The following is a 25,335-nucleotide window of genomic DNA, read 5'->3' on the forward strand; positions in this document are numbered from 1 at the left end:
TCCTCACTCTATGGCCGAGGGCTGGTCGCTCGGGGCGGCGCCGGCACGGTAGAACGAGGCGATGGCCGCCGCCGGCGCCTCGCCGATCACCTCGGACAGCAGCGCCGGGTCCATGCGGGCCGGGTCGAAGCCACCGCGCGCGGCGGGACCGTCCCCGTTCTCCGGCGTGCTCGGGTCCTCCGGCCCGCTCGCCGGACCGGGACCGCTCTGGTCCTCGGGTCGTGTCGGCCCCGTCGGCCCCGTCGGCCCCGTCGGCCCCGCCGCCGCGGGGCTCCGCCCGCCGGCCGGGGGGACCAGGTCCTCGAGGGCGAGGCCGCGCAGGGTCAGCAGCTGCACGGGCCGCTCGTCGACCTCCTCGACCAGCACATAGACCAGTGCCGCGACGTGACGGCAGGGTCCCGGCCAGTCCAGGCAGGAGCAGTCGTGGGAGAGCTCGGAGGCGCCGCGGGGCAGCAGGGACACCTCACTGTGGGCGAGCTCCGCCTCCAGGTCCTGGGGGTACTCGCCACCTGCTAGGCGCGTCGGCAGGTCCGGGCGGGTGCGGGCGACCTGCACGAAGGCTTCCCGGTCCGCGGGGCTGAACGGAGGGAGGTCCACGCGTGCCTGGTAGAGGTGGCCGTCGGCGTCGAGGACGTCGCCGCGGGCGATGCCGGTCTCGATGTCCAGCCACTGCACGCGGCCGGCACGGGCGTCCGCCTTGCCGCTGCCGGCACGGCCCACGCCGAGGATCGTCTCGGCCGCGTCGCGCAGGGCGGCGGCGTGCCAGTTCCTGCCGATCGCGCCGCGGCGCGAGGTCAGTCTGATGCTCATCGCGGGGTCCTCACGGTCGCTCGCCTCGGTCGGCCAGGTCGGTCCCGTCGCCGCTGTCGGCTCCGTCGGTCCCGTCGCCTCCGTCGGTCCCGTCGGCCGTCCCGAGCTCGTCCCCGCTGAGCGAGAGCATGTCGGCCAGGGTGTCGTCGTCGAGGGAGGCCAGCCAGTCCTCCCCGGGACTGATGGTGAGGTCGGCCAGGGTCTGCTTGTCGGTCAGGACCGTGTCGATCTTCTCCTCGACCGTGCCGGCGCTGACCAGTTTGTGCACGCTGACGTCGCGACGCTGGCCGATGCGGAAGGCACGGTCGGTGGCCTGGTTCTCCACGGCCGGGTTCCACCAGCGGTCGAGGTGGACGACGTGGTTGGCGGCGGTGAGGGTGAGCCCGGTGCCGCCGGCGCGGAGGCTGAGCAGCATCAGGCCGGGACGGTCGCGGTGGGCCTGGAACTCGGAGACCATGTCGTCGCGGTCGCGTTTGGAGACCCCGCCGTGGAGGAAGGGCACGTCCAGGCCCAGGTGGGCGAAGCGCTCCTGCCAGTACGGGACCAGCAGGTGGCCGAAGGTGGTGAACTGCGTGAACAGCAGCACCTTCTCCCCGTCGGCGAAGGCCGTCTCCAGCACGTCGTCGACCAGCTCGAGCTTCCCGGAGCGGTGCTGCCCCTCGCGCAGCAGGGGCGAGCCGTCCCCGAGGTAGTGGGCCGGATGGTTGCAGACCTGTTTGAGCCGGGTGATGGTCGAGACCACCAGGGTGCGGCGGGTCTTCTCGTCGGCGTCGCGCAGCTGGTCCAGGAGCTCGTCGACCAGTGCCTGGTACAGCCCGGCCTGCTCGGGCGTCAGGTTCACCACCCGGGTCAGCTCGCTCTTGTCCGGCAGGTCCTTGATGATCGAGCGGTCCGTCTTCACGCGGCGCATGATGAAGGGGGAGGTGACGAACTTCAGCCGGCGCAGGGCCGCCTCGTCGCCCTCCTCCTCGATGGGCTTGGCGATGCGGTCGCGGAAGCTGGTGGCGGTGCCGAGCAGGCCGGGGTTGGCGACCTCCATCAGCGAGTGCAGGTCGGCCAGCTTGTTCTCGACGGGGGTGCCGGTCATGGCCAGGCGGTGCGGGGCCTGCAGCGCGCGGGCGGCGCGGGTGACCTGCGTGCCCGGGGTCTTCACGTGCTGCGCCTCGTCGAACACGATGCGGTGCCAGGGAACGGCCGAGAGCACCGGCTGGTCGCGGGCCAGCAGCGAGTAGGTGGTGATGACCAGGTCGAGGTCCGCGGCGCCGGCGACGAAGGACTCATCGCGCACCCGGGTTCCGCCGTGGTGGACGTGGACGGACAGGTGCGGGGCGAAGGTCGCCGCCTCCCGCTGCCAGGCCCCGACGACGGACATCGGGCACACCAGCAGCGTCGGGCCCACGGTGCCCGCCGCAGGCGCCGGGGCGGTGTCGGGGGCCGAGGGTGCGTCGTCGGGCCGCAGGGGGCCGGTCCCTTCCCGCTCCCGGCACAGCAGCGCCAGGACCTGCATCGTCTTGCCCAGGCCCATGTCGTCGGCGAGGATCCCGCCGAGGCCGAGCCGGTCCAGCGCCCACAGCCAGTTCAGCCCGTCGAGCTGGTAGGGCCGCAGGGTGGCATCCAGGGTCCGCGGCGCAGGGTGGGGATAGGCGCCGCTGCCGCCGGGCAGGAGCCGTGCCAGACCCTCGCGGCCGCCGGCCACCAGCGCCTGCACGCCGAAGTCGACGTCGGCCGCCTCGGGCGAGAGCAGCATGGAGAAGATCTCCATCCACGGCGCCTGCCCGGAGATCTCGGCGGGGGCCGACGGGTCGTCCGCGGGGGGCGGCGGCAGGGTCGGCGGAGTCCCGGCGGGGCCTGCGGCAGGTGCCCGCTGGGCTGCGCCGGCGCTCGGGGGCGTGCCGTCCTCCCGGTTCTGCCGGCGCCGACCGCGGGTGCCGGCCGTGAAGGCGTCCAGGAAGCGCTCGGCCGCGCGGAGCGTGGTGGGATCCAGCCGCACCCACTTCCCGCGCAGCTGGACCAGCTCCGACTGGGCCTCTCTGATCTCCTCCATCTCCGCCTCGGTCAGCTCGGTCTCGCCGACGGCCACGCGCCAGCGGAACGTGGCCATGGCGTCCAGGCCGATGCCGGAGGCCTTGCGCTCACCCTCGGCTGCCGCGTCCTCATCCGCCTGGGGGCGCACGGTGGTGCGCTGCTTGGTCCAGTCCCGCGGCAGCAGCACGGTGATCCCCGCGTCCTCGAGCGCCGGGGTGTCGTGGGCGAGGAAGGCCCCGGCCTGGGCGGTGGTCAGCAGCCAGCCCACGCCGGTCTCGTCCACCGCCGCGTCCCGCACCGTCGGGGCCTCGCGCATCACGGCGGCGGAGGCCTCGGCGGCCCCGGACGTGGTGAGGTCGCCGACGGCTCGGAGGTCGGCGACGGGATGCACGGTGCCGTCGGCCTCGCGCAGGCAGGTCTCCAGCGGCCAGGCCGTGCCGACGGGCGGCTCGAACAGGCGCACCACCACGTCGCTGTCGCTCGAGCGGAGCCTCACGCCCGGCCGCCCCGACTCGACGAAGGCATCGAAGGCCGCAGTGATCCGGCGCCGGGCCGGCAGGTCGGCCTCGAGGTCGCCGTCGGCCGCGAGGGCCGCCAGCACCCCGAAGCGGTCATCGGCATCCGAGGCGTGGGGGTGCGGCGGGTGCTCGAGGTTCTGGACGTGCGCGGCGAAGGCCGCCCGCGCGTGCCCGTCGACCAGGGCGTGCAGCATCGGCGACGCCTCCCGTTCGGGGGCGCGCCATTCCAGCACGGGCCGGCCGAACCGCTCGGCGGCGCGGACCCGGAGCTGGCGCTCGGCGACGAGGCGGCGCGCCTGCAGATCCAGCAGCGCCGCGGCGATCAGGTCGGGCATGGCCACCAGGTTCTCGTCGAGCCTCGCAGCGGCACCCTCGCCGATCAGCGCGCTGAGGCGGTCGACGAGCTCGTCCCCGAAGCGACCGCTCAGCAGCTCGGTCACCGCACCGACCAGGGCGGTCAGGGACGGGCCGGCCAGCGGCAGCGCGGGGACCCGGCGATGGCCGTCGCGGCCGGGGATGCGTATCCGGTGCCGCAGCCGGTCGGGGGCCTCCGCCAGGGCGTCGGAGAGGTCGGCCGGGGCCTCATCGCGCAGCCCGGAGAGATCCTCGAGCGCCTTCGAGCGGCCGGGCCCGGTCTGCTCGCGCACCCACAGGGCGGGACCCAGGTCCTCGTCGACGACGAGGTGCAGACGGCGGACGGGCATGATCACCAGATTAGGCCCCGGGGCCGACAGGGGTGTGCCGGGAGCGCCGTGCTGTGGACGCGCGGGGTCGGGTGGGGTGCGCCGTCCCGCTCAGAGCCCGTCGATGATCAGCGCGGTCGCGTCCAGCCAGGCTTCCTTGGTCTTGGGGTGGATCCGCGACCAGTCCAGGTGGGAGCCGCTGACGAACTGCTGCTCATAGGGCACTTCAGTGACCGCGCGGGTGTGCGCCCCGAAGTGGGCGAGCAGGCGCTGACGCAGCGTGGAGTCGACCTTCCCCTTCGCGGAGTGGGACAGGATCGTCACCGCGTGGTCGACCTGGTCGGCCAGCCCTGTCGCCCGCAGCTCATCGATCATCCACGCGGCCGCGTTGAAGGTGTCCTCGCGGACGGTGGAGATGATGACCAGCTGGTCCGCGTTGCGCACGGCGGCCAGCCAGTTGGAGGCGCGCACGTTGTTGCCGGTGTCGATGACCTTGATGCGGTAGAAACGCGAGAGCGTGTCGTTGAGCTCCCCGAAGGCCTCGTCATCGATCAGCGCGGCCGAGCCCGGGTCCTCGTCGGAGGCTAGGATGTCGAACCGCATCTCGCCCTGGGGTCGCACGTACGGATCCAGATCCGCGTTGCTCGCCTCGGGGGAGCGCAGGCGGTCGATGTCGTGCAGCAGGTCCACCGCGGTGCGGTGGTGCTCGGTGGGGAGCCCGCGCCAGCCCAGCGTGCCGCGGGTCTCATTGTTGTCCCAGGCCAGCACGTTGCCGCCGCGGGTCACGCCGAGGGTGGCGGCGATCATGAGCGAGGCCGTGGTCTTGTGGGCGCCGCCCTTGAGGTTGACCACGGCGATGTTGCGCGGCCCATCCAGCTGCCGTCGGATGCGCTCGAGGCGCTCGTTGTCCAGGCGCTCGGCCTTGCCGGGGGCCGGGGAGATGGCCCCGCCGGTGAGCTTGGTGATGAAACCGCGGAATCCGCGCGTGGCCTTGGCCTTCTCCGGGCGCGCCGTCGAGGACTGCAGGTCCTTCAGGGTGGGCCGGCCATCGGAGTCGGACACCGTGCGCGGCGGCAGCGGGCGCTTGGACGCGGAACTCCCGGACGCGGCGGAACGGCCGCCCTGCTCGGAGCGCTCGTCCCGACCCGGCCGGTCCTCCTGGCCTGAGCGGACACCGCCCGACGGGACGGAGGTGATGACCTCGTCGCGCGACGCCGATGCCGGCACCGGCGCGTGCGAGCCTGTGTCGGAACCGGCGGCAGGAGCGGAGGGCGCCGACGCCGCCGATCCGGCGGAGGAGGATGCGGAGGGCGCCGACGCCGCCGATCCGGCGGAGGAGGATGCGGAGGTCGCGGACGCCGAGGGCGCGGAGTCCGACCCGGCGGACCCGTGCGAGGCCACGCTGGCTCCGGACAGGGCCGAGGGCGGCATCGCGGCCGCCCGGCGCCGGCGGGCACGATGCGGCCGCACCGTCGGCAGTTCGCCGGTCGCGGGGGAGCCGACGGCGGGATGCTCCCCGGTCACGGGTGAACCGATGGCGGCGTGCTCCCCGGTCGCGGGCGAGCCGATGGCCGCATGCTCCCCGGTGGCGGAGCTGGTCTCGGCGGGGCCCGCGGGACGGGTGGGGCCCGCTGGGCCGAGGGAATCCGGGGTGATCGAGCTGAGGTCCGCGGTGTCGTCCGTCGGCAGCGATTCGGCGGCATGGCCCCCGCTCGGCGGCGCGATCAGCGGGTCGTCGATGGCGGGCCCGTAGAGCGGACGGTCATCCGCCGTGCGCCCCGCGATCCGGCCCGTGGGCTCGACCCGCAGGTGATGGCGCACATCCGGCTCGACGATCACCACGTCCACGGCCTCGCCGCCGCTGCGGGCGGCGGTGATGAAGACCTGCTTCACCCGGTTGCGGATCTCGGGGAGGTTGGCCCCGGTGACCTCGACGGTCTCGTCGGCCAGATGCACGGTGGCAGTGGTGTCGGAGGTGATCCGCGCCTGCGCGATCATCGATGGTTCCCTTCCACATCCTGGTGTCCGCCTCGCCGGGTGTCGGCCGAGCGGCATGTATCGCACCCACTCTACGGGCGTGCGGCCCCGGATGCCCGACGACCAGCCCGCTTCTGCCACGGGCGGGTGCATACAGTGGGCCTGTGCGCACCACACTGGTCACCGATCCGGCGGTCCCCGGCGCGAACGAGGACGCCGCCGGCGTGCTCGGCGACGTGGCCGTCGTCCTCGACGGCGCCGGCCTGCCCCGACGGTTCCGCGCCGGCTGCCATCACAGCGTCGCCTGGTTCTCCCACCGGCTGACCGCTCACCTGCTCACCGGCGCCCAGGATCCGGGCACGGATCTGACCGGGGCGCTGGCGCGAGCGATCGCCGAGGTGCGCGGGCTGCACGAGGACGAGTGCGACCTCGAGGCAGGCAGCCCGTCGGCCGCCGTCGTCGCCGTTCGCAGAACCGGTGAGCACCTCGAGCATCTCGTGCTGTGCGACTCCTCCCTGCTGCTGCATGCCCGGAACGGAGGAGTGCGGCGCCTCAGCGACCTCCGGGTCGATGACGTGGCACGTGAGGAGTCCTCACCGGAGGGGGTCGAGGAGCGACGCAATGCAACCGGTGGCTTCTGGGTGGCCCGCCACGAGCCGGAGGCTGCGGAACAGGCACTGACCGGACGAACCCTGCTGACCGATCTGTCGGCCGTCCATCTGGTCTCCGACGGCATCACCCGCACCGTGGACCTGCTCGGGATGCATGACGACGATTCGCTGTCCGCGGCTCTGTGCACTGCTCCCGGTGAGCTGATCGCCGGCCTCCGAGCCGCCGAGGAGACGCTTCCGGAGCATCGCCGGCCCCGCAAGCTGCATGATGATGCGACGGTGCTCACACTTTCACTGTGAAGGTCGCGACAGCGGCCCGAACACCGCCCGAGCCCCGTCCGGCGCGAGGCGGCGGGCAGGGTATCGACAGCTCGTGAGCATCACTGCAGAACACGCGGCAGGAGCGGTGTTTTTGATGTACGTTGACGACACCTTGGGCGCTTCGACACCAACCCCAACCCTGAATGTTCCTGCATGTCACCTGCGAAAACACAGAGTGCTGGCGCGTTTACATAGGGCCCGGGACGACCTAGACTCAAGGGGAACGCGTTGTCGCGACGAGGGGCCGTCCACGGACGTGCGCGGCCTTCGGATCGCCGTGATGGGGGACAGGTCTCGTGAGGGTCACAGTTCCCGGTTTCGACTGATAACGTCGCGGCCGTGCCACCCGGCACGGTGTGAAAACTTCATAGATGTGCCGCTTCCCAGGACCCCCCTCATGGGGAGCGGCCGGACGGGCACAATGCCAGGTTCCCCCACCTATGGCAGCCCGTCCAGCCTGTTCGCCCGCACCCACCCCTGACGGACGACAGGCCTGACGAGCGGTCCGTGAGCCCCCGACATTGTCGGTTGAGAGCTCCGGGCCGCTCGTCCTGTCCGGAGGCGTTTCGGTGCCGGGACGGCCGGAACGGCGTCGCCGCTCGCGGAAGGATCGCTTATCGGACCGCGCAGGGCCGTGGCCCCGCGCGCTGGCGACCCGTGGACGCTCGCGTCGGCTGCACAGAACCCGAGTCGCTCACTCCAGCCGCTCGCGGCTGCGCACATCCGTGACCCTGTTGGAACGAGCGCCGAATTCCAACAGGGTCACGGATGCGACGCCCGGTGCGCCCATTGGGTTCGGTGCGTCCGGTGCGTGCATTGGGGTCGGTGCGCCCGGGGCTCGGGGCGCCCGTCGTCATCACGCGCCGCGGTGCCCAGGGCGCGGGGAGGTCAGCGATGCGGGCCGCGAGGTGCTCAGCCGAGGATCGCGACGTCGCTGCCCGGGTCCAGGCGGTAGCCGGCGCCGCGGACGGTCGAGATCAGGCGGCGGTAGCGGCCGAGCTTGGTACGCACACGACGCACGTGCACGTCGACCGTGCGCTCGCCGGTGTCCGCCGGGGCCTCGGCCCAGACGGTCTTCATGAGCTCCTCGCGGGAGACGGTCCGCCGAGCGTTGCCGGCCAGCTGGGCGAGCAGCTCGAATTCCTTGTAGGTCAGGTCCACGTCCTGCCCGTCGATCCGCACCCGGCGGCCGAACAGGTCGACCACCAGGCTGTCCTCGGCCGCGACCGACGGGCTCGAGGGGCTGACCGCGGTGGCCAGCGCCGCCCGGCGGCGTGCCGCCTCCGCATCCCGGCGGGCCGGGGAGTTCGGGGAGACCACGCCGGTGCGGCGCGGGCGCAACGGGCTGACCGCGGCCGGGCTCTGCTCGCGCGGCGGCAGGGTGCGGGCGCTGGAGCGGCCGGGGGCGGCCGTGGCGGTGAAGGCGTCGGGGCTGTCCACGGACACGCTGGTGCGCGCTTGCTGGGAGGCCGTGAGGCGCTGGGCGTGGGAACGCAGGTCATCGGCGATGCGGGCGGCGTCGACGTCCCCGGTGCCGGCGGGGAGGGTGACCGACACGGTGACGGTCACGCCCTCGTCGGAGGCCTGGGGGCGGGGTGCCGAGGCGCCGGCACGATGCGGGGCGCGAGTGCCCGGGCGGGCCGCGGCGGGTCGAGCGGCGGCCGGACGAGCGGCGGCGGGACGGACGGTGGTGGCGGGACGGTCCAGGGTGATGGTCATGATGAGAGTTCTCCGAGGTGCGGCGCTGTATCGCGCGGCGGGCGGTGGGCCCGGGATCCCTGGAGATCGACGCCTGAGGGCGGATCATCGAGGGGCGTGCTCCCGGAAGCACCTGGAGCCCGCGCCTTCCGGCCGGCTCCTGTCAGCCGACCCCGGAGGTGCCTTGAGCTCTCAGAGGCTCGGCTGACGATGCATCATCGGCATCATCATCATGAACATCATCGAGCGCATCGCAGAGCGGACCACCCGGCGGGTGGTCTGGCTGAGCGCGGCGGTCGACGTCATGTCCACGAGCATGCACCGCCCCGCCGTCTCGGGCAAGCAAGCGTTCATATTCTGAAACGCCACGGACGCGAGGCGCGTCGGAACTCCAGGTCAGGCCGTCGCTCAGGCGGTGCGGCGCACGATCAGCAGCGAGTCCTCGAGGTGACCGTGCTGTCTGTCCGGGCCGTCGGCCTCCCGCTCGCGCTGCTCGGCGACCTCCACCGCCCAGGCAGAGGGGTCCAGTGCGAGCTCGTCGGCCTCGTCCTGGGCCGTGAGCATCTGCTCGCGCGGGCCGGTGGGGCCGGAGCCCTCATGGTCATGCGCCTGCGCCCACGGCGGCGGGGCCGCGTGGGAGACGACCACGAGGAGGCCCTCGGGAGCCAGCGCACGCGCTGCCCGGCGCAGGATCCGGGTGCGGTCCAGCGCCACCCGGGAATGGAAGAACGACGCGGTGACCAGGTCGTAGGACGCCTCGTCGGGCTCCCACGCCGAGAGATCGCACTGCTCGAAACGAGCAGATCCGGGGCCGAGCTCGCGTGCTGAGGCCGCCTCCCGCGCCCGCGCGACGGCAGTGGGGGAGAGGTCCAGACCGAGCGCCTGCCAGCCCTGCTGGGCGAGCCAGATCACGTCGCCGCCCTCGCCGCAGCCCAGGTCGACGCTGCGACCGGGTGGGAGGCCGGCCACCGCGGCGGCCAGGGTCGGGTTGACGCGCCCGGACCACACCGGCTCCGCGCCGGCATAGCGCTGCTCCCAATGGGCGAGCGGGTCCTCCTCGGAGCTCATCGCGTCGCGGCGCCGGTCAGTCGACGACGCCGAAGAGGCGGTCGCCGGCGTCACCGAGGCCGGGGACGATGTAGCCCTTCTCGTTGAGCTTCTCGTCGACCGCGGCGGTGACGATGGTCAGGTCGATCGCGGGGTCGATCTGCTCCTCCATGGCCTTCAGCCCCTCGGGGGCGGCCAGCAGGGTGACGCAGGTGATGTCGCGGGCGCCGCGCTCGTGCATGTACTCGCAGGCCGCGATCAGGGTGTGGCCCGTGGCCAGCATCGGGTCCAGCACGAAGCACTGCCGCCCCGAGAGGTCGTCGGGCAGGCGGTTCGCGTAGGTGGTGACCTCGAGCGTCTCGTCATTGCGGACCATGCCCAGGAACCCGACCTCGGCGGTGGGCAGCAGGCGGGTCAGGCCATCGAGCATGCCCAGGCCGGCGCGCAGGATCGGCACCACCATGGGCTTGGGGTTGGAGAGCTTGGTGCCGGTCATCGCGGTCACCGGGGTCTCGATCTCCACCGGCGCCACGGCGACGTTGCGCGTCGCCTCGTAGGCCAGCAGGGTGACCAGCTCATCGGCGAGCTGGCGGAACACCGAGGAGTGGGTGGCGCGATTGCGCAGCACCGTCAGCTTGTGGGCGACGAGCGGGTGGTCGATCTCCAGGACGCGCATGGTGCGAATCTACCGGACCACGCAGAACAGCAAGACCGGTCAAGCGCGCGCCAGGCACGCGACGAATACTGGATCACATGGACGAGAACGGGGAGAACTCACCGGATCCGCTGCACCGGCTGCTCGACGCAGTCCTGGACGAGCGCCACCCCACCCTCGGCGACATGGCGGGTGGCGCGTTCCTCTCCCCGTTCCACTTCACCCGACAGGTCAGCGGGCGCAGCGGCGAATCCCCGCTCGCCCTGCGCCGACGGGTGCTGCTCGAACAGGCGGCCTGGCGGATCCAGCGCGGCACGTCTGTCACCGACGCGGCCTTCGCCGCCGGATACGACTCCGTCGAAGGGTTCTCGAGGGCCTTCCGTCGTGCCTACGGCCACGCGCCGAGCGATCTCCCGTCGGCCGACGAGCGCGGCCACTGGCTGCCCTCGCCCAACGGCCTCCATTTCCATTCACCGACGGCGCTGTACGTCGACGCCGGGACACCGGAGGAGGTCTCGGCCGGTGACGTGGTCGGGATCCAGGTGCGCCACGACCTCGAGGACATCGATGCCCTGCTGGAGGCGGCCGGCGAGCTGGGGCCCGATGAACTCGCGCGGGTACGACTGCCCGGCAGCGCCCCGCGCGGCTGGGACGGGGCCGACGAGACGATCGGGCAGCTGCTGCGGCACGTCGTGCTCAGCAAGGAGCCCTGGCTGGCCAGCATCGAGGCTCGCACCGCGCCGGACCTCAGCAGCGGCGAAGATCCCGGTGAGCTGCGCAAGCGCCACCGCGAGATCGGCGCGCGCTGGCTCGCCCTGGTGCGCGACATCCAGCGCCGCGACGCCTGGCAGGACAGGATCATCGACGCCCTGTGCGACCCGCCCGAGTCGTTCCTGCTCTCCCAGATCGTCGCCCACGAGCTCACCTTCTCCGCCCATCGCCGGCTGCTGGCGCGATGGATGCTCGCCGACGCCGGCGTCGACCTCTCAGCCCCCGCATTGGACCCCGACCCGATCCTCTGGCACCGCCGCACGACAGGAGAGCAGCCGCTATGACCGCCTACCGCTTCTACACCGCCACCACCCTGGACGGCTTCATCGCCGACGAGCACGACAGCCTGGACTGGCTGCTGTCCCAGCCGGAACCCTCTGGCGGCATCCTCGACTACAACCGCTTCATCGCTGGGATCGGCGCGGTCGTGATGGGGTACACCACGTACCAGTGGGTGCTCGACCATCCGGAGGCGCAGGGCGACGGCCCGTCCCCCTGGCCGTACGAGCAGCCCACGTTCGTGTTCACCCACCGCGAGCTCGATCCGGCCGCCTCGAACATCCGCCTGCTCTCCGGAGCGCCGGAGGCCCACCGAGAGAGGCTCGAGGCCGCGGCCGACGGGAGGGACGTCTGGATCGTCGGCGGCGGGGACCTCGCCACCCAGTTCGCCGACGCCGGCATGCTGGACGAGATCGACGTCTCGATCGCCCCGGTCACCCTCGGCGCCGGCCGGCCACTGTTCACGGGCAGGTACGACCTCGAGCTCGAGGAGTTCGGTCGCAGCGGGGCCTTCCTCGAGGCGCGCTACCGGGTGGCGGGCAGGCGACAATAGCGGCCATGAGCGACGAGGAGCTGATGGGGCTGGCCATCGACCAGGCGCGCGCCGCCGCCGAGCGCGACCCGGCCGACGTCCCCATCGGCGCCGTCGTCCTCGGGCCCGACGACGAGCTCCTCGCGGCCGCCGGCAACCGCCGCGAGGCCGACCAGGACCCCGCTGCGCACGCCGAGATCCTCGCGCTGCGGGAGGCCGCCCGGGTGCGCGGCCGGTGGATGCTGCCGGATTGCACGCTCGTCGTCACCCTCGAGCCCTGCACCATGTGCGCCGGCGCGATCGTGCTCTCCCGGGTGCGCCGGCTCGTCGTCGGCGCCCCGGACCCGAAGGCCGGTGCTGCCGGGTCCCTCTACGACCTCGTCCGTGAGCCCCGGCTGAACCACCGCGTCGAGCTCACCGACGGTGTGCGCGAGAGCGAATGCGGCGATCTGCTGCGGGACTTCTTCCGCGCCCGCCGCCGGAGCTGAGACTGCACCTATCCCGCCATGGACCGGACGTAGTCATTGGGCTGACTCGTCAGCGCGGCTTTCGCGGCCCGGCTCTCGGCGTCGACGAGCACCTCGGCCGTGCCCGCCTCCAGGCCGTCGAGCGACGCGCGCACGACGTCGTCCGGCGAGATCTTCGGGATGTCGAACCCGGCGGAGAAGTCCGTGTCGACAGCGCCGAAGTGCAAGCCCTGCACGAGGACGCCAGCCGGAGCGAGCTCGGACCGGAGGCCGTTGGACAGGCTCCACGCGGCTGCCTTCGTCGCCCCGTAGGCCCCGTTCTGCGGCGGCGAGAACCACGCGATGGCCGAGAGAACATTGACGACGGCGCCGCGCGAGGCGCGGAGCGCGGGAGCGAAGGCCCGGGTGAGCTCCCACGGCCCGAACACGTTCGTGTCGAACAGGTGCCGCGCCGTCTCGAGAGACCCCGTGAGCAGCGACTCGAAGGCCACGGCGCCGGCGTTGTTGACCAGGATGGTGGTATCGCCTGCGACCTCTGCGGCCTCGGTGATCTCCGTGCGGGCGGTGACATCCAGGCGCACGACCTCCACGCGCGGATCGTGGCTCAGCTCGGTATCGACCGACAGCGGATCGCGCACGCCGGCATAGACCCTGCCCGCTCCCCGCTCCAGGAGACCTGAGACGAATGCGCGCCCGATACCTCGGTTCGCGCCGGTCACGAAAACGGTCTGTCCGCTGATTCTCATCGAGCATCCTCTCGTCGGCGAGGCCTCGCCGTCTGCGAGGCTTCGCCGACGGTAGGACCTAACATCGATGTGAGGGGCAAGCCGTCGAAGGGATCGGACATGAGGATCGGGGAGCTCTCCCGCGCCACGGGTGTGAGCATCCGGTCGCTGCGCTACTACGAGGAGCAGCGACTGCTCGCACCCGACCGCACGCCGACGGGGCAGCGTGTCTACGCCACGGACGCGCCGGAGAGGGTGCACCTGATCCAGTGCCTCTACTCCGCCGGCCTGCCCAGCACCTCCATCGCGCTGCTGCTGCGCTGCGAATCGACGGGGCTCGTCAGCGCCGGCATGCTCGATGAGGTACGAGGGCAGCGAGAGCGCATCACGCGCCGGCTCGAGCAGTTGACGGTGGCGGCCGCCAGGATCGACGCTCTCATCGACACCATGGCGGCGTCGGCCGACGGGCGGCACGGCGACGCCGCTGACTGGCGAGGCACACCGGCCCCGACCGACTGATCAGATCCAGCCCTGTCGCCGCGCGATCCCCACGGCCTCGTGGCGGTTGCCGGCCTGCAGCTTCGCCTGCGCGCTGGAGAGGTAGTTGCGCACCGTGCCCTCGGCCAGGTGCGCGCGACGGGCGATCTGCTCGACCGGGGCACCGTCGGCCGCGTACTCGAGCACGTCGGCCTCGCGCGGGGTCAGCGGCGAATCCCCGGAGGAGATCGTCTCCGCCGCCAGCTCCGGATCGATAGCGCGACGTCCGGCGGCGACCGAGCGCACGGCCTGGGCCAGCTGCTCGGCCGAGGCGGTCTTGGGCAGGAACCCCAGCACGCCCTGGGTGAGCGCCCGCTTGAGGTACCCGGGCCGGGCGTGCGAGGTGAGGATCAGGCAGCGGGTGGCGGGAGAGACCTCGCCGATCCGGGTGCAGGCCTCCAGGCCGTCGCCGTCGGGCAGCTGGAGATCGACCACGGCCACCTCGGGCTGCTCGCGCTGGGCCAGGCGCACCCCGTCGGCCACGGTCCCTGCCTCCCCGCGCACCTCGAGATCCGCCTCGAGGGAGAGCATCGTGGCCAGCGCCGACCGGATCAGGTGCTCGTCGTCGACGAGGATGACGGTCAGGGGAGCGGGGGGATCGGTCATCGCTGGTCTCCAGCATCGTCGAAGCGGACGTCGAGAGTGAAGGTGCCGCTGTCACGGTGCACCACGAGAGCCGCACGATCACCGAGGCGCTCCCGCATGCCCGTGAGCCCGTCGCCCTCGAGGACCCGCCCGTCGGTCGGGGCGCCGTCGTTGACCAGGCGCAGTCCGTCGGCCCCGAGCGTGATCGTCACCTTGGTGGGATCGGCATGGCGCAGGATGTTGGTCCCGCCCTCGCGCAGCACCCACGCGGCGCTGTCGGCGTGCTCGGACGGGAGGTCGGAGACGTCGCCCTCCACCTCGACCTGCACGTGCGCCGAGCGCAGCAGGGAGGTGGTCCCCCGCAGCTCGGCCTCCAGATCGGCCTCCCGGTAGCCCCGCACCAGGCCGCGGATCTCGGCGAGGGATGCCCGGGCGATCTGAGCGACCTCCCGGCTGTGCTCGAGGGCACGCGGATCCTCGCGCTCGGTGAGCTGGGCGACCAGTTCGGACTTCACCGCGATCGCCGAGAGGTCGCGCCCGGTGACGTCGTGCAGGTCACGGGCGAAGCGCAGCCGCTCCTCGGCGACCGCCAGCCGGGCCTGCGACTGCCGCGCCACGTCCAGTTCGCGCACCACGGCCGCCAGCCACAGGGTGGAGCGGAAGGCGATCACGCCGCTGGCCGTGATGGCGGCGACCGCGATCGCCTCCCGGCTCGCCAGCCCCAGTGCCGAGAGGAGGAGCGAGGCCACGATCGACGAGACGACGCCGACGGGCAACGGCCACCGCAGCCCCACGTTGCCGAGGACCGGAGTGACAGAGACGGCGAGGATACGGGGGTCGGTCCCGGTCACCATCAGGAGCACGGCGATCGCCACGGTCACCACGGCCGTGCCCTCGAGGGTCCAGTCCGAGCCGAGGTGACCGACGCGGGGCAGGTCCCAGCGGCCCCGCTCGGCCGGGAGCGTGGAGCGTGACCAGGTCTTCATCGCCCGCCACGCCGACCAGGCCCCGAGCACTATCTGGCCGCTGAGCAGCGACATGGCCAGGGGGTGTTCCGCGAAGGCCGCGCGGAGGCCGAGGTCGAGGAAGCCGGCGATACCGAGGGGGTACATCACCAGGAGCGCGACGATGGTCCAGGCGGTGTAGGCGTAGAAGACGCGCCACGGGCGACCGGCGGCATGCGCGGTGGTCATGGCTGGCCTCCCTTCGATGGTGCTGACCATAGCGGACCCCCGGGCGGTCAGAGCGCCGTGGACAGCAGGTTCCCGAAGAGGCCGAACAGCAGACCCCAGGCGGTGATCGAGACGCCCATCCACAGGTAGACGCGGCTGCGCGTCGCGCCGAGGGCGACCAGGGTGGGCGCGGTGATCTGGGAGGCGATGACGAACGGGCCCAGCAGGGCGACGCCGGGAACGCCGTACCTGTCCAGGGCGGCCGCCACCTTCTGACGGATCTTCGAGGTCTTCTTCTCCGGACGCTCGCGGCGGCCGGAGACGGCGTCGCGGGCACGGCCGGACAGGGCGATGACGGCGAAGGTCGAGATCATGTTCCCGACCACCGCCGCGGGGATGGCGATGGCCGGGTGGATGCCGGCGGCCGTGCCCAGCAGCGCCGCGAAGAAGGACTCGATGAAGGGGATCGCCCCGATCGGGATCAGCGCGAGGACCTGCTGCCAGGTCTCCATGCCGTCGACCCAGGTGGCGAGCTGCTGAAGGATGTCGTTGACCATGTGAAGCTCCTCGGGAGTGTGCAATCGGTATGGCTTCACTCTTCCGCCGCGCCGGCACCTCGGGTAGGGCGGTGGCTCACCGGCTGCTGTGGCGTCCTCACCGGGCGGCGATGACAGATGTCATGGCGCTGCCGCCCGCGTCTCGAGGTGAGGCGGCGGTGTGACCTGGCCCCGCCTTATGACCCCCAAAGCGTGAGGTGTATTGCCTCGTGTGAACGAGGGTGCGGGATACCGCCTGGGGGATGTTTCAATCCCGAGTGTGATCACTCTCGACGGCCTCACGAAGGTCTTCCCCGCGCCCGGCGGGGGAGGCTCTGTCGCCGCGCTCGACGGCATCGATCTGCAGCTGGACGCCGGCAGGGTCCACGGCATCGTCGGCCGCTCCGGCGCCGGCAAATCCACCCTCATCCGCTGCCTGACCGGACTGGAGAAGCCCACCTCGGGCCGGGTCGAGGTCGATGGCACCGACGTCGCCGCCCTCGAGGGGGCCCGGCTCCGTGCCGCCCGCCGCAACATCGGCATGGTCTTCCAGCACGCGAACCTGCTGGACTCCCGCACCGCCGCCCAGAACATCGCCCACCCGCTGGAGATCGCCGGGGTGCCCCGCGAACGCCGCCGCGAGCGCGTGGCCGAGCTGGTCGAGCTCGTGGGCCTGACCGGTCGCGAGCACAACTATCCCGCCCAGCTCTCCGGCGGGCAGATCCAGCGCGTCGGCATCGCCCGCGGCCTCGCCGCCGAGCCCAAGGTGCTGCTGTGCGACGAGCCCACCAGCGCACTGGACGGCGCCACCACCCGCCAGATCCTCCGCCTCATCCGTGACCTGCGTGAACGCCTCGGCATCACCGTCGTGATCATCACCCACGAGATGGCCGTGGTGCGCGAGGTCTGCGAGACCGTCACCCTCCTGGCCGACGGACGGATCGCCCAGAGCGGGGACCTGGTCGACGTCGCCGCCGACCCGCACGGGCCGCTGGCCGCCGAGCTGATCCCGCTGCCGCCGGTGCCCACCGGCATCGACGCCACCATCGTCAACTGCAACTACGGCGACTCGCCCGAGCTGCGCACCAGCGAGGACCTGGTGCGCCTGGCCGAGCAGCACGGCGCCCGCGCCGGGATCGTCGCCGGCACCATCGAGACCATCGGCGGCCGCCAGGTGGGCCGCGTCCAGCTGGCGCTGCGCAACGACTCCGGGCGGCCCATCAGCCACGACGGCCTGGCCTCGTTCCTGCGCGAGCTGGAGTCGGCCGGCGTCGTCGCCCAGATCATCACCGAGGAGGTGGCGGCATGATCGAGACCCTCCAGCAGTGGGCGCAGAACCCCATCCTGTGGCAGTGGGAGGACGGCCTGTGGCAGGCCGTCGGCGTCACCCTCTACATGACCGTGTGCACCATGATCCTGACCGTGGTGCTGGGGCTGCCGCTGGGCATCGCCCTGTTCGAGACCGAGGGTGCCCGCTCGACCTGGCTGCGCGGGGTCAACCAGGTCGTCGGATTCGTGGTCAACGTGCTGCGCTCGTTCCCCTTCTTCATCCTCATCATCGCGCTGATCCCGGTCACCGCGTTCATCGTGGGCCGCTCCACCGGCCCCAACGCTGCGATGCTCGCCCTGACCGTCGCCGCGGTCCCCTTCGCAGCCCGCCTGTTCGAGCTGAACCTGCGCGAGATCCCCGCCGGGAAGATCGAGGCCGTGTCGATGATGGGCGCGAGCCGCTGGCAGATCATCCGCCAGGTGCTGATCCCCGAGGCCCTGCCCGGCATCATCGGCTCCATCACCACCACCACGATCGCCGTGATCGGCTACACCGCCATGGCCGGCTCCGTGAACAGCGGCGGCCTCGGTCAGCTCGCCTACAACCGCGGCTACACCGGCTACCAGACCGAGATCACCGTGGCCACCGTGATCCTGCTGATCATCATCGTCGTCGCCGTGCAGATGATCGGCGCCCGCCTGTCCCGAGCCGTCGACCACCGTGCCCGCACCGCCTGACCCGCATCCCACCCCCAGGAGAAACCATGAGCACCCTGAACCGCCGCACCCTGTTCGCCTCCGGCGCCGGCCTGGCAGCCCTGTCCCTCTCGGCCTGCGGCGCAGCCTCCCAGGGGGAGAGCCCCACGGCCGACGAGAGCGGCGTGACCACCCTGCGGGTGGCCGCCTCCCCGCAGCCCCACGCCGAGATCCTCGCTTTCATCAGCGAGAACCTCGCCGCCGACGCCGGCCTGGAGATCGAGATCGAGGAGGTCACGGACTACAAGATCCCCAACCGCCTGCTCAGCGACGGCGAGGTCGAGGCGAACTTCTTCCAGCACCTGCCCTACCTCGAGACCGAGATGGAGGAGAACGGCTACGAGCTCACCCCCTTCGAGGGCGTGCACATCGAGCCGCTGGGCGTCTTCGCCGACTCGCTGACCAGCCTCGATGACCTGGCCGACGGCGACGAGGTGGCGGTGCCCAACGACCCCACCAACCGCGGCCGCGCCCTCGCGCTGCTCGCCGAGAACGGGCTGCTGACCCTCGCCGAGGGCGTCGAGCCCACCGAGGCCACCCCGGACGACGTCGAGGACAACCCCAAGAACCTCACGTTCCCGGAGGTCGACGCCGCCCTGCTGCCGCGCACCCTGGCCGACTACGCGGCCGCGGTGATCAACGGCAACATCGCCCTGGAGGCGGACCTGAACCCGGCCGAGGACGCCCTCGTGCTCGAGTCCGGTGAGGGCAACCCGTTCGCGAACCTCCTGGTGGTCCGCACCGAGGACGCCGAGAACGAGGCCCTGGTGACGCTCGATGAGCTGCTGCACTCCGACGACGTGCGGACCTTCATCGAGGACACCTACAGCGGAGCCATCATCCCGGCGTTCTGATCCGCGCCCGCTCGTCCTCAGTCCCGCAGAGCCGGGTGGTCCGCGCGGCCGCTGGCCTCGGCGAGGGCGTCCTGGACGGCGTGATAGGCGGGCTTGCGGGTGTAGTCCTCCCACAGCACGCAGGCGGCGCCCTGGCCCTCGAAGGTCGCCGGCACCCAGGAGTAGGTGTCGACGAAGCCCCACAGGGTCAGGGAGTCGCAGCCGTCCACCGCGAGCGCGGCCTCGGTGACACGGCGGTAGTAGTCCGCCTGCTGGGCGAGCTGGGCCTCGGTGGGCTCGGCGCCGTCCGGCAGCGGCATGCGCACGTCGAGCTCGGTGACGGCGGTGTGCAGCCCGAGGTCCGCGAAGCGCTGCAGGTTCTCGGTGATGTCGCCGGGGAACCCGTACTCGATGGACAGGTGCCCCTGGGTGGAGAAGCCGTCCACGGGCACCCCGTCGGCCAGCAGGTCCGGGATCAGCGCGTAGTACGCGTCGGACTTGGCATTGATCCCGTCGACGTTGTAGTCGTTGAAGAACAGCAGGGCGCCCGGGTCGGCGGCGCGCGCCCAGCGGAACGCGTCGGCGACGATCTCGACGCCGAGTTCGCGGATCCAGATGTTGTCGCTGGTGCGCAGGTTGCCGTCGTCGTCGAAGATCTCGTTGGCCACGTCCCACTGGGAGATCCGGCCCCGGTAGCGGCCGACGACCGTGTCGATGTGCTCCTTCAGCAGCGCGCGCAGCTCGTCGGCGCTGAAGTCGCCCTCCTCGAGCCAGGCGGGGTTCTGGCTGTGCCACAGCAGGGTGTGCCCGCGCACGTCCTGGCCGTGCTCGGTGGCGAAGTCCATGATCGCGTCGGCATCGGCGAAGGCGAAGGTGTCGCGGTCCGGGCGCAGGTGGTCCCACTTCATCTGGTTCTCGGCCGAGAGCGAGGTGAACTCGGTCGCGAGGTGCTCGCGGTAGGTCTCGTCGTCGGTGAACGGCGGCGGGTACGGCTGGCTGGTGTGGTGTCCGCCGCCGGCCACGGCGGAGCCGATCTTCAGCGTCGTCCCCGCGGCGAAGGCGAGGGTGTCCTTCTTCGCGAGGCCGGGCGGGGTGCGCTTGTCCCGGTCGTCCTGCTTCGGGCCTCGGGCCTGTGCGGCGGCGGGCACCGCGGCCAGGGCCCCGGCACCCAGGGCCCCGGCACCCAGGGCGCCGGCGGTGAGAATCTGGCGTCGCTTCATGTCGTCTCCTTCGTCGACTGGCGAAAAGTTTCGATACGTTTTCGCCTCGCCGTGAGCGTAAGGTGACGTGCATTACGTGTCAAGAAGTCACAGCAGCCTCGTGGCCCCGAGCTGGTCGAGCAGCCAGGCCAGCTCGTCGGCCCGCTGCTCCCACTTGCGGTAGCGGCCCGACCGCCCGCCGTGCCCGGCCACCATCTCGCAGCGGAACAGGATCGGGCGCTCGGCCGGATCCGAGGTGACCGTCTCGCGCAGCCGCGCGATCCACTTCGCGGGCTCGACGAAGAAGACGCGGGTGTCGTTCAGGGAGGTGGCGGCGAAGATCGCGGGGTAGTCCACCGCGCGCACGTTCTCGTAGGGGGTGTACTCCTTCATGTACCGGTACACCTCGGCGCTGTCGACGGGGTTGCCCCATTCCTCCCACTCGCCCACCGTCAGCGGCAGCGACGGGTCCAGGATCGTGGTCAGCGTGTCGACGAACGGCACCCCGGCGATGATGGCCCGGAACCGCTCCGGGGCGAGGTTGGCGACGGCGCCCATGAGCAGGCCGCCGGCGCTGCGACCTTCGGCGGCGAGCCGGTCCGGGGCCACCAGCCCCGTCTCGACCAGATGCTCGGCCGCGGTGACGAAGTCGCTGAAGGTGTTCTTCTTCTCCAGCAGTTTGCCGTGCTCGTACCAGGCCCGGCCCATCTCCCCGCCGCCGCGCACGTGGGCGATGGCGACCACCACGCCGCGGTCCAGCAGCGAGAGCCGGGTGGGCACGAAGGAGGGGTCCACGGAGACCTCGTAGGAGCCGTAGCCGTACAGGTAGCCGGGGGCGGTGCCTTCGGCGGCGACCTCCCGCCGTGCCACCAGGGAGATCGGGATCGCGGTGCCGTCGGCCGCTCGCGCCCACTCCCGCCGCTCCACGTACAGCTCCGGGTCGTAGTTCGGCACCGGGGTGCGGCGCAGGACGCTGACCTCGCCCCCGGCGACGTCGACCTCGGCGATGGTGGGCGGGGTGAGTAGGCTGGTGAGCTCGTACCGCAGCGAGGTCTGGTCCCAGTTCGGGTTCGCGTCGAGCTCGACGGTGTCCAGCTCGCCCCCGTGGCTGACCTCCCGCGCGGCCTCGAGGTCGAGGGACCCGTCGGCCCGGCGGGGCAGCAGCCGCACGCTCGCGAGCCCGCCGCTGCGCAGCTCGAGCGCCGCGAAGGAGGCGAAGGCCTCGACCGCGAGCAGGCGCTCGCCCTCACCGGCGACCAGCAGATCCGTCCAGGCCGAGGGGTCCTGCAGCGGTGCCTCGGCCAGGGCGAATCCCTCGGCGGTCGCGTTGTGCACGATCAGCAGACGGTCCCCGGCATGCTCGACGGTGTAGTCCACGCCGTCCCGTCGGCCACCCGCGGGCCGCGGCGCCGAGGTGGGGTCGGCCAGGTCCAGCAGCCAGGCCTCCGACGTCGTCGTCGAACCCGCCTGGATCACGAGGGTGGAGCCGTCCCGGGAGCGGTCGAAGCCGATCATGAACCGCTCGTCGCTCTCCTCGAGGACGAGCTCGTCCGTCTCCGCCGCCGCACCGAGGCGGTGGCGCCAGATCTGGTGCTGGCGCCAGGCCTCGTCCATGCGGGCGTAGAACAGCCACTGCTGGTCGGCGGAGAAGGCCAGGCCGTAGCCGGCCCCGGTGACCACCTCGTCGACGATCTCCCCGGAGCTCAGGTCCTTGATGCGGATCGTGAAGCGCTCATCGCCCGCGGTGTCCACGGCGTAGGCGAGCAGGGTGTGGTCGGGGGAGGGGGCGAGCCCGCCGAGGGAGTAGAACTCCGCGCCGGCGGCCTCGGCCTGCGCATCCAGCAGCACCTGCTCGCCCTCGAGCATGGTGCCCGGTTCCACCTGCGGCATCGAGCCGGTGTCCGCCACCCGCGTGAAGGCGGGATAGTCGTTGCCGGCCGTGGTGCGGGTGATGTACCACCAGTGATCCCGGCGCACCGGGACGGACAGGTCCGTCTCCTGGGTGTGGCCGACGAACTCGCCCACCAGGGCCTCGCGCAGCCCGGCCAGGTGCGCGGTGCGCGCGTCGGCGTAGGCGTTCTCCGCCTCCAGGTGCGCGATGACCTCAGGGTTCGTCTTGTCGCGCATCCACTCGTAGGGATCGACGACGGTGTCGCCGTGGACGATCCGCTCGGTGGGGCGGCGGGGCGGGACGGGCGGCGTGGGCGGCGTGGGCAAAGTAGGCAGAGCGTCGGTCATGGACGCGAGCCTACGGGCACCTCCCTGGGTTCGCCGTGGTGCGGACCGCGCACGATGCGGCGCAGCTCGACCCGCGAGGAGAGGCGGAGCTTCGCGAGCGTGTTGCGCACGTGGTACTCGACCGTGCGCACGGAGATGTACAGCGACTCGGCGATCTCCCGGTTGCTGAGGCCCTCGCCCACCATGATCGCGATCTGCTGCTCCCGCTTGGTGAGGTAGGCGAGCACCGGGGGCAGGGCGCTGCGCGATGCAGGGCGCTCCGGCTGGTCCTCCACCGGTGCCGCCGGCACGGCGAGGCTGTTCGCCTGCGCGGTGAGCCGCTCCAGCCCGGACCGGGCGAAGGCGTTCGCCGCCTGGGTGGCCAGCAGCCGGGCGCGCTCCCTCGCCGCGGCGGAGGCGCCGGCGTCGGAGAAGACGTGACGGGCGGCGTCCAGCGCCGCGAAGGCGCGGTACAGGCGCAGCCCGCCGCCGGGCAGGCCGGCGAGGGAGGGGCGCAGCGGCGGCACGGCGTCGAAGTGCTCGACCGCGTCGAGGTGCCGACGGGCCGCGTCCTCCCGGTCCCCGCGCGAGGCCGCCAGCAGCGCCCGCGCGTACGAGGCGATGCCCGCGCGGGCCCGCTCGGCGTAGGGGATCGCGGGGTCCTCGATGCGGTCGATGAGGGTGGGCAGCTCGCCGGTGCGCCCCGTCGCGGCCAGGGACCGCGCGAGGATCATCGCCGGGGCGAGGCCGACCAGTCGCCAGCCGGAGACGTTCTCGTCGATCGTCTGCAGGTGCTCGGTCGCCGCCGCGTCGTCTCCCGCGCGCACGGCGTGCCAGGCGCGTGCCAGCTCCTCCACTGCGGTCAGACCGGTGGTCGTGCGCAGGGCGGAGGGCGAGCCGTCGATGCGCCGGAGGAAGCGCTGGGCACGATCGGTCTCGCCGCGCATGCCGGCGGTGAGCGCGGCGACGGCGTAGGCGAACAGGGCGCCGGCGTCCTCGGAGGTCAGCAGGGTCCCGCCCAGGGCGTGCAGCGCCGCGTCGTGCGCTTCGTCGAGGAGCCCGGCGTCGAAGTGCATGAGCGCCAGGCACATCTGCGTGTGGATGGCGAACGCGCCCTCCGCGGACGAGGAGAACGAGGTCACCAGCAGCTCGCGGGCGGTGCCCGGGTGGCCCTGGCGGTGCAGCAGGGAGCCGATGATCCTCCTGATGGCCAGCTGCGCGGGCTCGGTGCCCGGCGTGGCGGCCAGCTCCTCGGCGATCGCGGTCATGTCGGCCGTGATGCCGGCTCGGGACGACCCGTCGCCGTCGGCGAACAGTGCCCAGCAGCGCAGGATCCCGCGCAGGCTGGCGACCTCCGCCGGCGGGGCGTCGGGCAGCTCCGCGAGCTGGTCCACGACGACGTCGAAGGCGTGCCGGCCGACGTGGAACTCCCCGAGCGATCCTGCCAGGCGCGCGGCCCAGGAGGCGGCGTGGCCGAGCAGCAGGGTGCCGTCCGTGGAGCGGGGCGCGCGCAGTGCCGCCTCGAGGTGGCGGACGCTGTCGGCGAGCGAATGGTCCTCGATGGCCAGCAGCGTCTGGACGGCGCCGCGCACCTGCGGGTCGGCGGCGGCGAGTGCCGAGGCTCCGAGCTGCCGCAGCAGAGCGGGACGGCGCGCGGAGACCGCCGCGCGGGTCGCGGCGGCCACCAGATCGGGGCCGGGAGCGAAGGAGGAGGCGGCGGCGAGCATCTCGAAGGCCACGTCGAACGAGTGGCGTTCGAGGGCCGCGTAGCCCTCCTCCGCGAGCTCGCCGACGAGCTCCGCGGTCGCCTGCGGGGACGGCGGCCTGCTCAGCAGGGCGAGACGGTGCCGCAGCCGCTCCGCGCGGGTGCCGTGCTCGGCGAGCACCGCGTGCACGACGGCCCGGCGGTTGCGCTGCGTGGCGAACCGGATCGCCCGCGCGACCATGGCGTGCACCAGCCGGACATGATCCTCGTCCACGAGGGTGACCAGCCCGGTCGCCAGCAGCGTGGGCTCGCAGAACGGCGCCAGCCCCTGCGACTCGAGCGCCTCGTCCAGGAGCGAGGACGGCAGCGTGGTGTCCGCGAAGCCCAGCAGCTCGAGGACGGCGCGGGTGGAGGGGTCGGCGTCGACGAGGATCTGCGGGACGGCGCGGTCGAACCGGCCCGCCCGCTGCGAGACGTCGGTCTCGAGGCTCCTGATCGCCAGCTCCAGATCGCGCTCGCCGGGACCGGCGGCCATCAGCCGGTCCAGCACGATGGCGACGTGCAGCGGAGAGCCGCCGGTCGCGCCGTGCAGACGCACGGCGAACTCATCGGGGACGGGCACGCCGAGCTTGTCGCCGGCGAAATGCTTGATCGCGGTCTCGTCCAGCGGGTGCAGGGTGAGGTGGCTGCCGTGCACCTCCGTCGTCGCGATGGACCTGATGCGGTCGAAGAACGGCGAGCTGCCCGTGCGGGCGGTGACGATGAAGAACGCCCGGGCCCTCTGGTAGGTCTCCGCGATGTGCCACATGGCCTCGGCCGTGGCGTCGTCGATCCACTGCACGTCCTCGATGATCAGGCAGGTCGCGATCGCCTCGCTGTTGAAGGCCTCGATCATCCGCCCGAGCGGATCGGTGGAGGTCACCGGTGCCTCGATCGACGCCACGATGCGATCGGCGACGGCGCCGGGGTACGCCGCGTCCCCGGGCATGCACGAGATGACCAGCACGCGCCAGGTCTGCTGGTGGCGCAGCTCTGCGGCGATGCGCTTGACCAGTGTGGACTTCCCGATGCCGGGAGGCCCCTCGATGGTGAGGGCCTGGGCGCTGTAACCGAGCACCCGGGTGGCGAGCTCACGGGCGCTGTCGAGGGCGAGGTCGCGCCCGTAGATCGGCGGGAGTGCGGAGTCAGCAGTGGGCATGGCAGGTCGATTCCGTTTTCTGGACACGTGACCGCATCAGCTGGACGGAGAGTACCAGGTACCCCAGTGCCCAGCACAGGGGTACCCGCCCCTCAATACCGGGTTCTCCCCGTACCCCGTACCGGGTTATGCCTCCAGCCGGTGTGATCCGGGTCCCGGCAGGCCTACGTTGCGGAAGTGCTCCGGGCCAGTCGCCGGGGCCCGCATCC

At 72.3% G+C, this 25,335-nt stretch carries 21 protein-coding genes; 8 read left to right on the forward strand and 13 right to left on the reverse strand.

The annotated features are described in order from the left end of the window. Positions 1-3: 3 nt before the first annotated feature. From ACFQRJ_RS09465 to ACFQRJ_RS09475, 3 genes are all read right to left on the reverse strand, one after another. Positions 4-810 carry an SWIM zinc finger family protein gene (locus ACFQRJ_RS09465; protein ID WP_377018776.1) on the reverse strand — a complete coding sequence of 269 codons (807 nt, stop codon included), beginning with the start codon at positions 808-810 and terminating at the stop codon, positions 4-6. 10 nt (positions 811-820) lie between these two features. Next, positions 821-4,057 (reverse strand): DEAD/DEAH box helicase, encoded by a 3,237-nt coding sequence (locus tag ACFQRJ_RS09470; protein WP_377018777.1) that lies wholly within the window; start codon positions 4,055-4,057, stop codon positions 821-823. 90 nt (positions 4,058-4,147) lie between these two features. Further along, on the reverse strand, positions 4,148-6,034 hold the full coding sequence (locus tag ACFQRJ_RS09475; RefSeq protein ID WP_377018779.1) for a MinD/ParA family protein: 1,887 nt from the start codon (positions 6,032-6,034) through the stop codon (positions 4,148-4,150). 143 nt (positions 6,035-6,177) lie between these two features. Between ACFQRJ_RS09475 and ACFQRJ_RS09480 the strand changes: the two genes are divergently transcribed. Further along, positions 6,178-6,924 (forward strand): protein phosphatase 2C domain-containing protein, encoded by a 747-nt coding sequence (locus tag ACFQRJ_RS09480; protein WP_377018780.1) that lies wholly within the window; start codon positions 6,178-6,180, stop codon positions 6,922-6,924. A gap of 933 nt (positions 6,925-7,857) precedes the next feature. Here ACFQRJ_RS09480 and ACFQRJ_RS09485 read toward each other — a convergent pair. The 3 genes from ACFQRJ_RS09485 to upp all read right to left on the reverse strand — a co-directional run bounded on the left by ACFQRJ_RS09485 (position 7,858) and on the right by upp (position 10,366). Beyond that, complete coding sequence (locus tag ACFQRJ_RS09485) at positions 7,858-8,664, reverse strand: winged helix-turn-helix domain-containing protein (protein ID WP_377018781.1); 807 nt, start codon at positions 8,662-8,664, stop codon at positions 7,858-7,860. Between the two features lie 387 nt (positions 8,665-9,051). Next, positions 9,052-9,711, reverse strand: a complete 660-nt coding sequence (locus ACFQRJ_RS09490) for a class I SAM-dependent methyltransferase (RefSeq protein ID WP_377018782.1) — start codon at positions 9,709-9,711, stop codon at positions 9,052-9,054. 16 nt (positions 9,712-9,727) lie between these two features. Next, positions 9,728-10,366: a uracil phosphoribosyltransferase gene (upp, locus tag ACFQRJ_RS09495; RefSeq protein WP_377018783.1), complete on the reverse strand. Its 639-nt coding sequence runs from the start codon at positions 10,364-10,366 to the stop codon at positions 9,728-9,730. 77 nt (positions 10,367-10,443) lie between these two features. Between upp and ACFQRJ_RS09500 the strand changes: the two genes are divergently transcribed. The 3 genes from ACFQRJ_RS09500 to tadA are packed head-to-tail and all read left to right on the forward strand — an operon-like array spanning position 10,444 to position 12,415. Next, positions 10,444-11,400, forward strand: a complete 957-nt coding sequence (locus ACFQRJ_RS09500; protein ID WP_377018784.1) for a helix-turn-helix domain-containing protein — start codon at positions 10,444-10,446, stop codon at positions 11,398-11,400. Next, the gene (locus ACFQRJ_RS09505; RefSeq protein ID WP_377018785.1) at positions 11,397-11,948 is read left to right on the forward strand and encodes a dihydrofolate reductase family protein; all 552 of its coding nucleotides are present in this window, start codon (positions 11,397-11,399) and stop codon (positions 11,946-11,948) included. The genes ACFQRJ_RS09500 and ACFQRJ_RS09505 overlap by 4 nt, the downstream gene beginning before the upstream one ends. Before the next feature lie 5 nt (positions 11,949-11,953). Continuing rightward, on the forward strand, positions 11,954-12,415 hold the full coding sequence (gene tadA / locus ACFQRJ_RS09510; RefSeq protein ID WP_377018786.1) for a tRNA adenosine(34) deaminase TadA: 462 nt from the start codon (positions 11,954-11,956) through the stop codon (positions 12,413-12,415). A gap of 8 nt (positions 12,416-12,423) precedes the next feature. Here the strand turns inward: tadA and ACFQRJ_RS09515 are convergent, their stop codons facing one another. Beyond that, a complete protein-coding gene (locus ACFQRJ_RS09515; protein WP_377018787.1) occupies positions 12,424-13,140 on the reverse strand; it encodes an SDR family oxidoreductase in 717 nt (238 codons plus the stop codon). Between the two features lie 99 nt (positions 13,141-13,239). Here ACFQRJ_RS09515 and ACFQRJ_RS09520 point away from each other — a divergent pair, with 99 nt between their 5' ends. Further along, positions 13,240-13,638 carry a MerR family transcriptional regulator gene (locus ACFQRJ_RS09520; RefSeq protein ID WP_377018788.1) on the forward strand — a complete coding sequence of 133 codons (399 nt, stop codon included), beginning with the start codon at positions 13,240-13,242 and terminating at the stop codon, positions 13,636-13,638. Here the strand turns inward: ACFQRJ_RS09520 and ACFQRJ_RS09525 are convergent, their stop codons facing one another. The 3 genes from ACFQRJ_RS09525 to ACFQRJ_RS09535 are packed head-to-tail and all read right to left on the reverse strand — an operon-like array spanning position 13,639 to position 15,970. Continuing rightward, a complete protein-coding gene (locus ACFQRJ_RS09525) occupies positions 13,639-14,262 on the reverse strand; it encodes a response regulator (protein ID WP_377018789.1) in 624 nt (207 codons plus the stop codon). Then, a complete protein-coding gene (locus ACFQRJ_RS09530) occupies positions 14,259-15,434 on the reverse strand; it encodes a sensor histidine kinase (RefSeq protein WP_377018791.1) in 1,176 nt (391 codons plus the stop codon). Before ACFQRJ_RS09530 ends, ACFQRJ_RS09525 begins: the two co-directional genes overlap by 4 nt. Positions 15,435-15,481: 47 nt before the next feature. Beyond that, on the reverse strand, positions 15,482-15,970 hold the full coding sequence (locus tag ACFQRJ_RS09535) for a hypothetical protein (protein ID WP_377018792.1): 489 nt from the start codon (positions 15,968-15,970) through the stop codon (positions 15,482-15,484). A 259-nt stretch (positions 15,971-16,229) separates the two neighbouring features. Here ACFQRJ_RS09535 and ACFQRJ_RS09540 point away from each other — a divergent pair, with 259 nt between their 5' ends. From ACFQRJ_RS09540 to ACFQRJ_RS09550, 3 genes are read left to right on the forward strand one after another with little or no spacing between them, the layout of a single operon-like run. Continuing rightward, positions 16,230-17,258, forward strand: coding sequence for a methionine ABC transporter ATP-binding protein (locus tag ACFQRJ_RS09540; RefSeq protein WP_377018793.1), 1,029 nt, complete (start codon positions 16,230-16,232; stop codon positions 17,256-17,258). Continuing rightward, entirely contained in the window at positions 17,255-17,956 is a 702-nt protein-coding gene (locus tag ACFQRJ_RS09545) for a methionine ABC transporter permease (protein ID WP_377018794.1), read from the forward strand. The genes ACFQRJ_RS09540 and ACFQRJ_RS09545 overlap by 4 nt, the downstream gene beginning before the upstream one ends. Positions 17,957-17,982: 26 nt before the next feature. Next, a complete protein-coding gene (locus ACFQRJ_RS09550; RefSeq protein WP_377018795.1) occupies positions 17,983-18,828 on the forward strand; it encodes a MetQ/NlpA family ABC transporter substrate-binding protein in 846 nt (281 codons plus the stop codon). Positions 18,829-18,845: 17 nt separating this feature from the next. On the opposite strand, the gene ACFQRJ_RS09555 is transcribed toward ACFQRJ_RS09550, so the two are convergent. The 3 genes from ACFQRJ_RS09555 to ACFQRJ_RS09565 form a co-directional block, all read right to left on the reverse strand. Then, complete coding sequence (locus tag ACFQRJ_RS09555) at positions 18,846-20,027, reverse strand: endo-1,4-beta-xylanase (RefSeq protein ID WP_377018796.1); 1,182 nt, start codon at positions 20,025-20,027, stop codon at positions 18,846-18,848. A gap of 87 nt (positions 20,028-20,114) precedes the next feature. Then, positions 20,115-22,244: a S9 family peptidase gene (locus ACFQRJ_RS09560; RefSeq protein ID WP_377018797.1), complete on the reverse strand. Its 2,130-nt coding sequence runs from the start codon at positions 22,242-22,244 to the stop codon at positions 20,115-20,117. Continuing rightward, a complete protein-coding gene (locus tag ACFQRJ_RS09565; protein ID WP_377018798.1) occupies positions 22,241-25,126 on the reverse strand; it encodes a LuxR C-terminal-related transcriptional regulator in 2,886 nt (961 codons plus the stop codon). Before ACFQRJ_RS09565 ends, ACFQRJ_RS09560 begins: the two co-directional genes overlap by 4 nt. Positions 25,127-25,335 lie beyond the last annotated feature (209 nt).

The organism is Brachybacterium sp. GCM10030252 (genome assembly GCF_042666535.1).
Taxonomy (GTDB): Bacteria; Actinomycetota; Actinomycetes; order Actinomycetales; family Dermabacteraceae; genus Brachybacterium.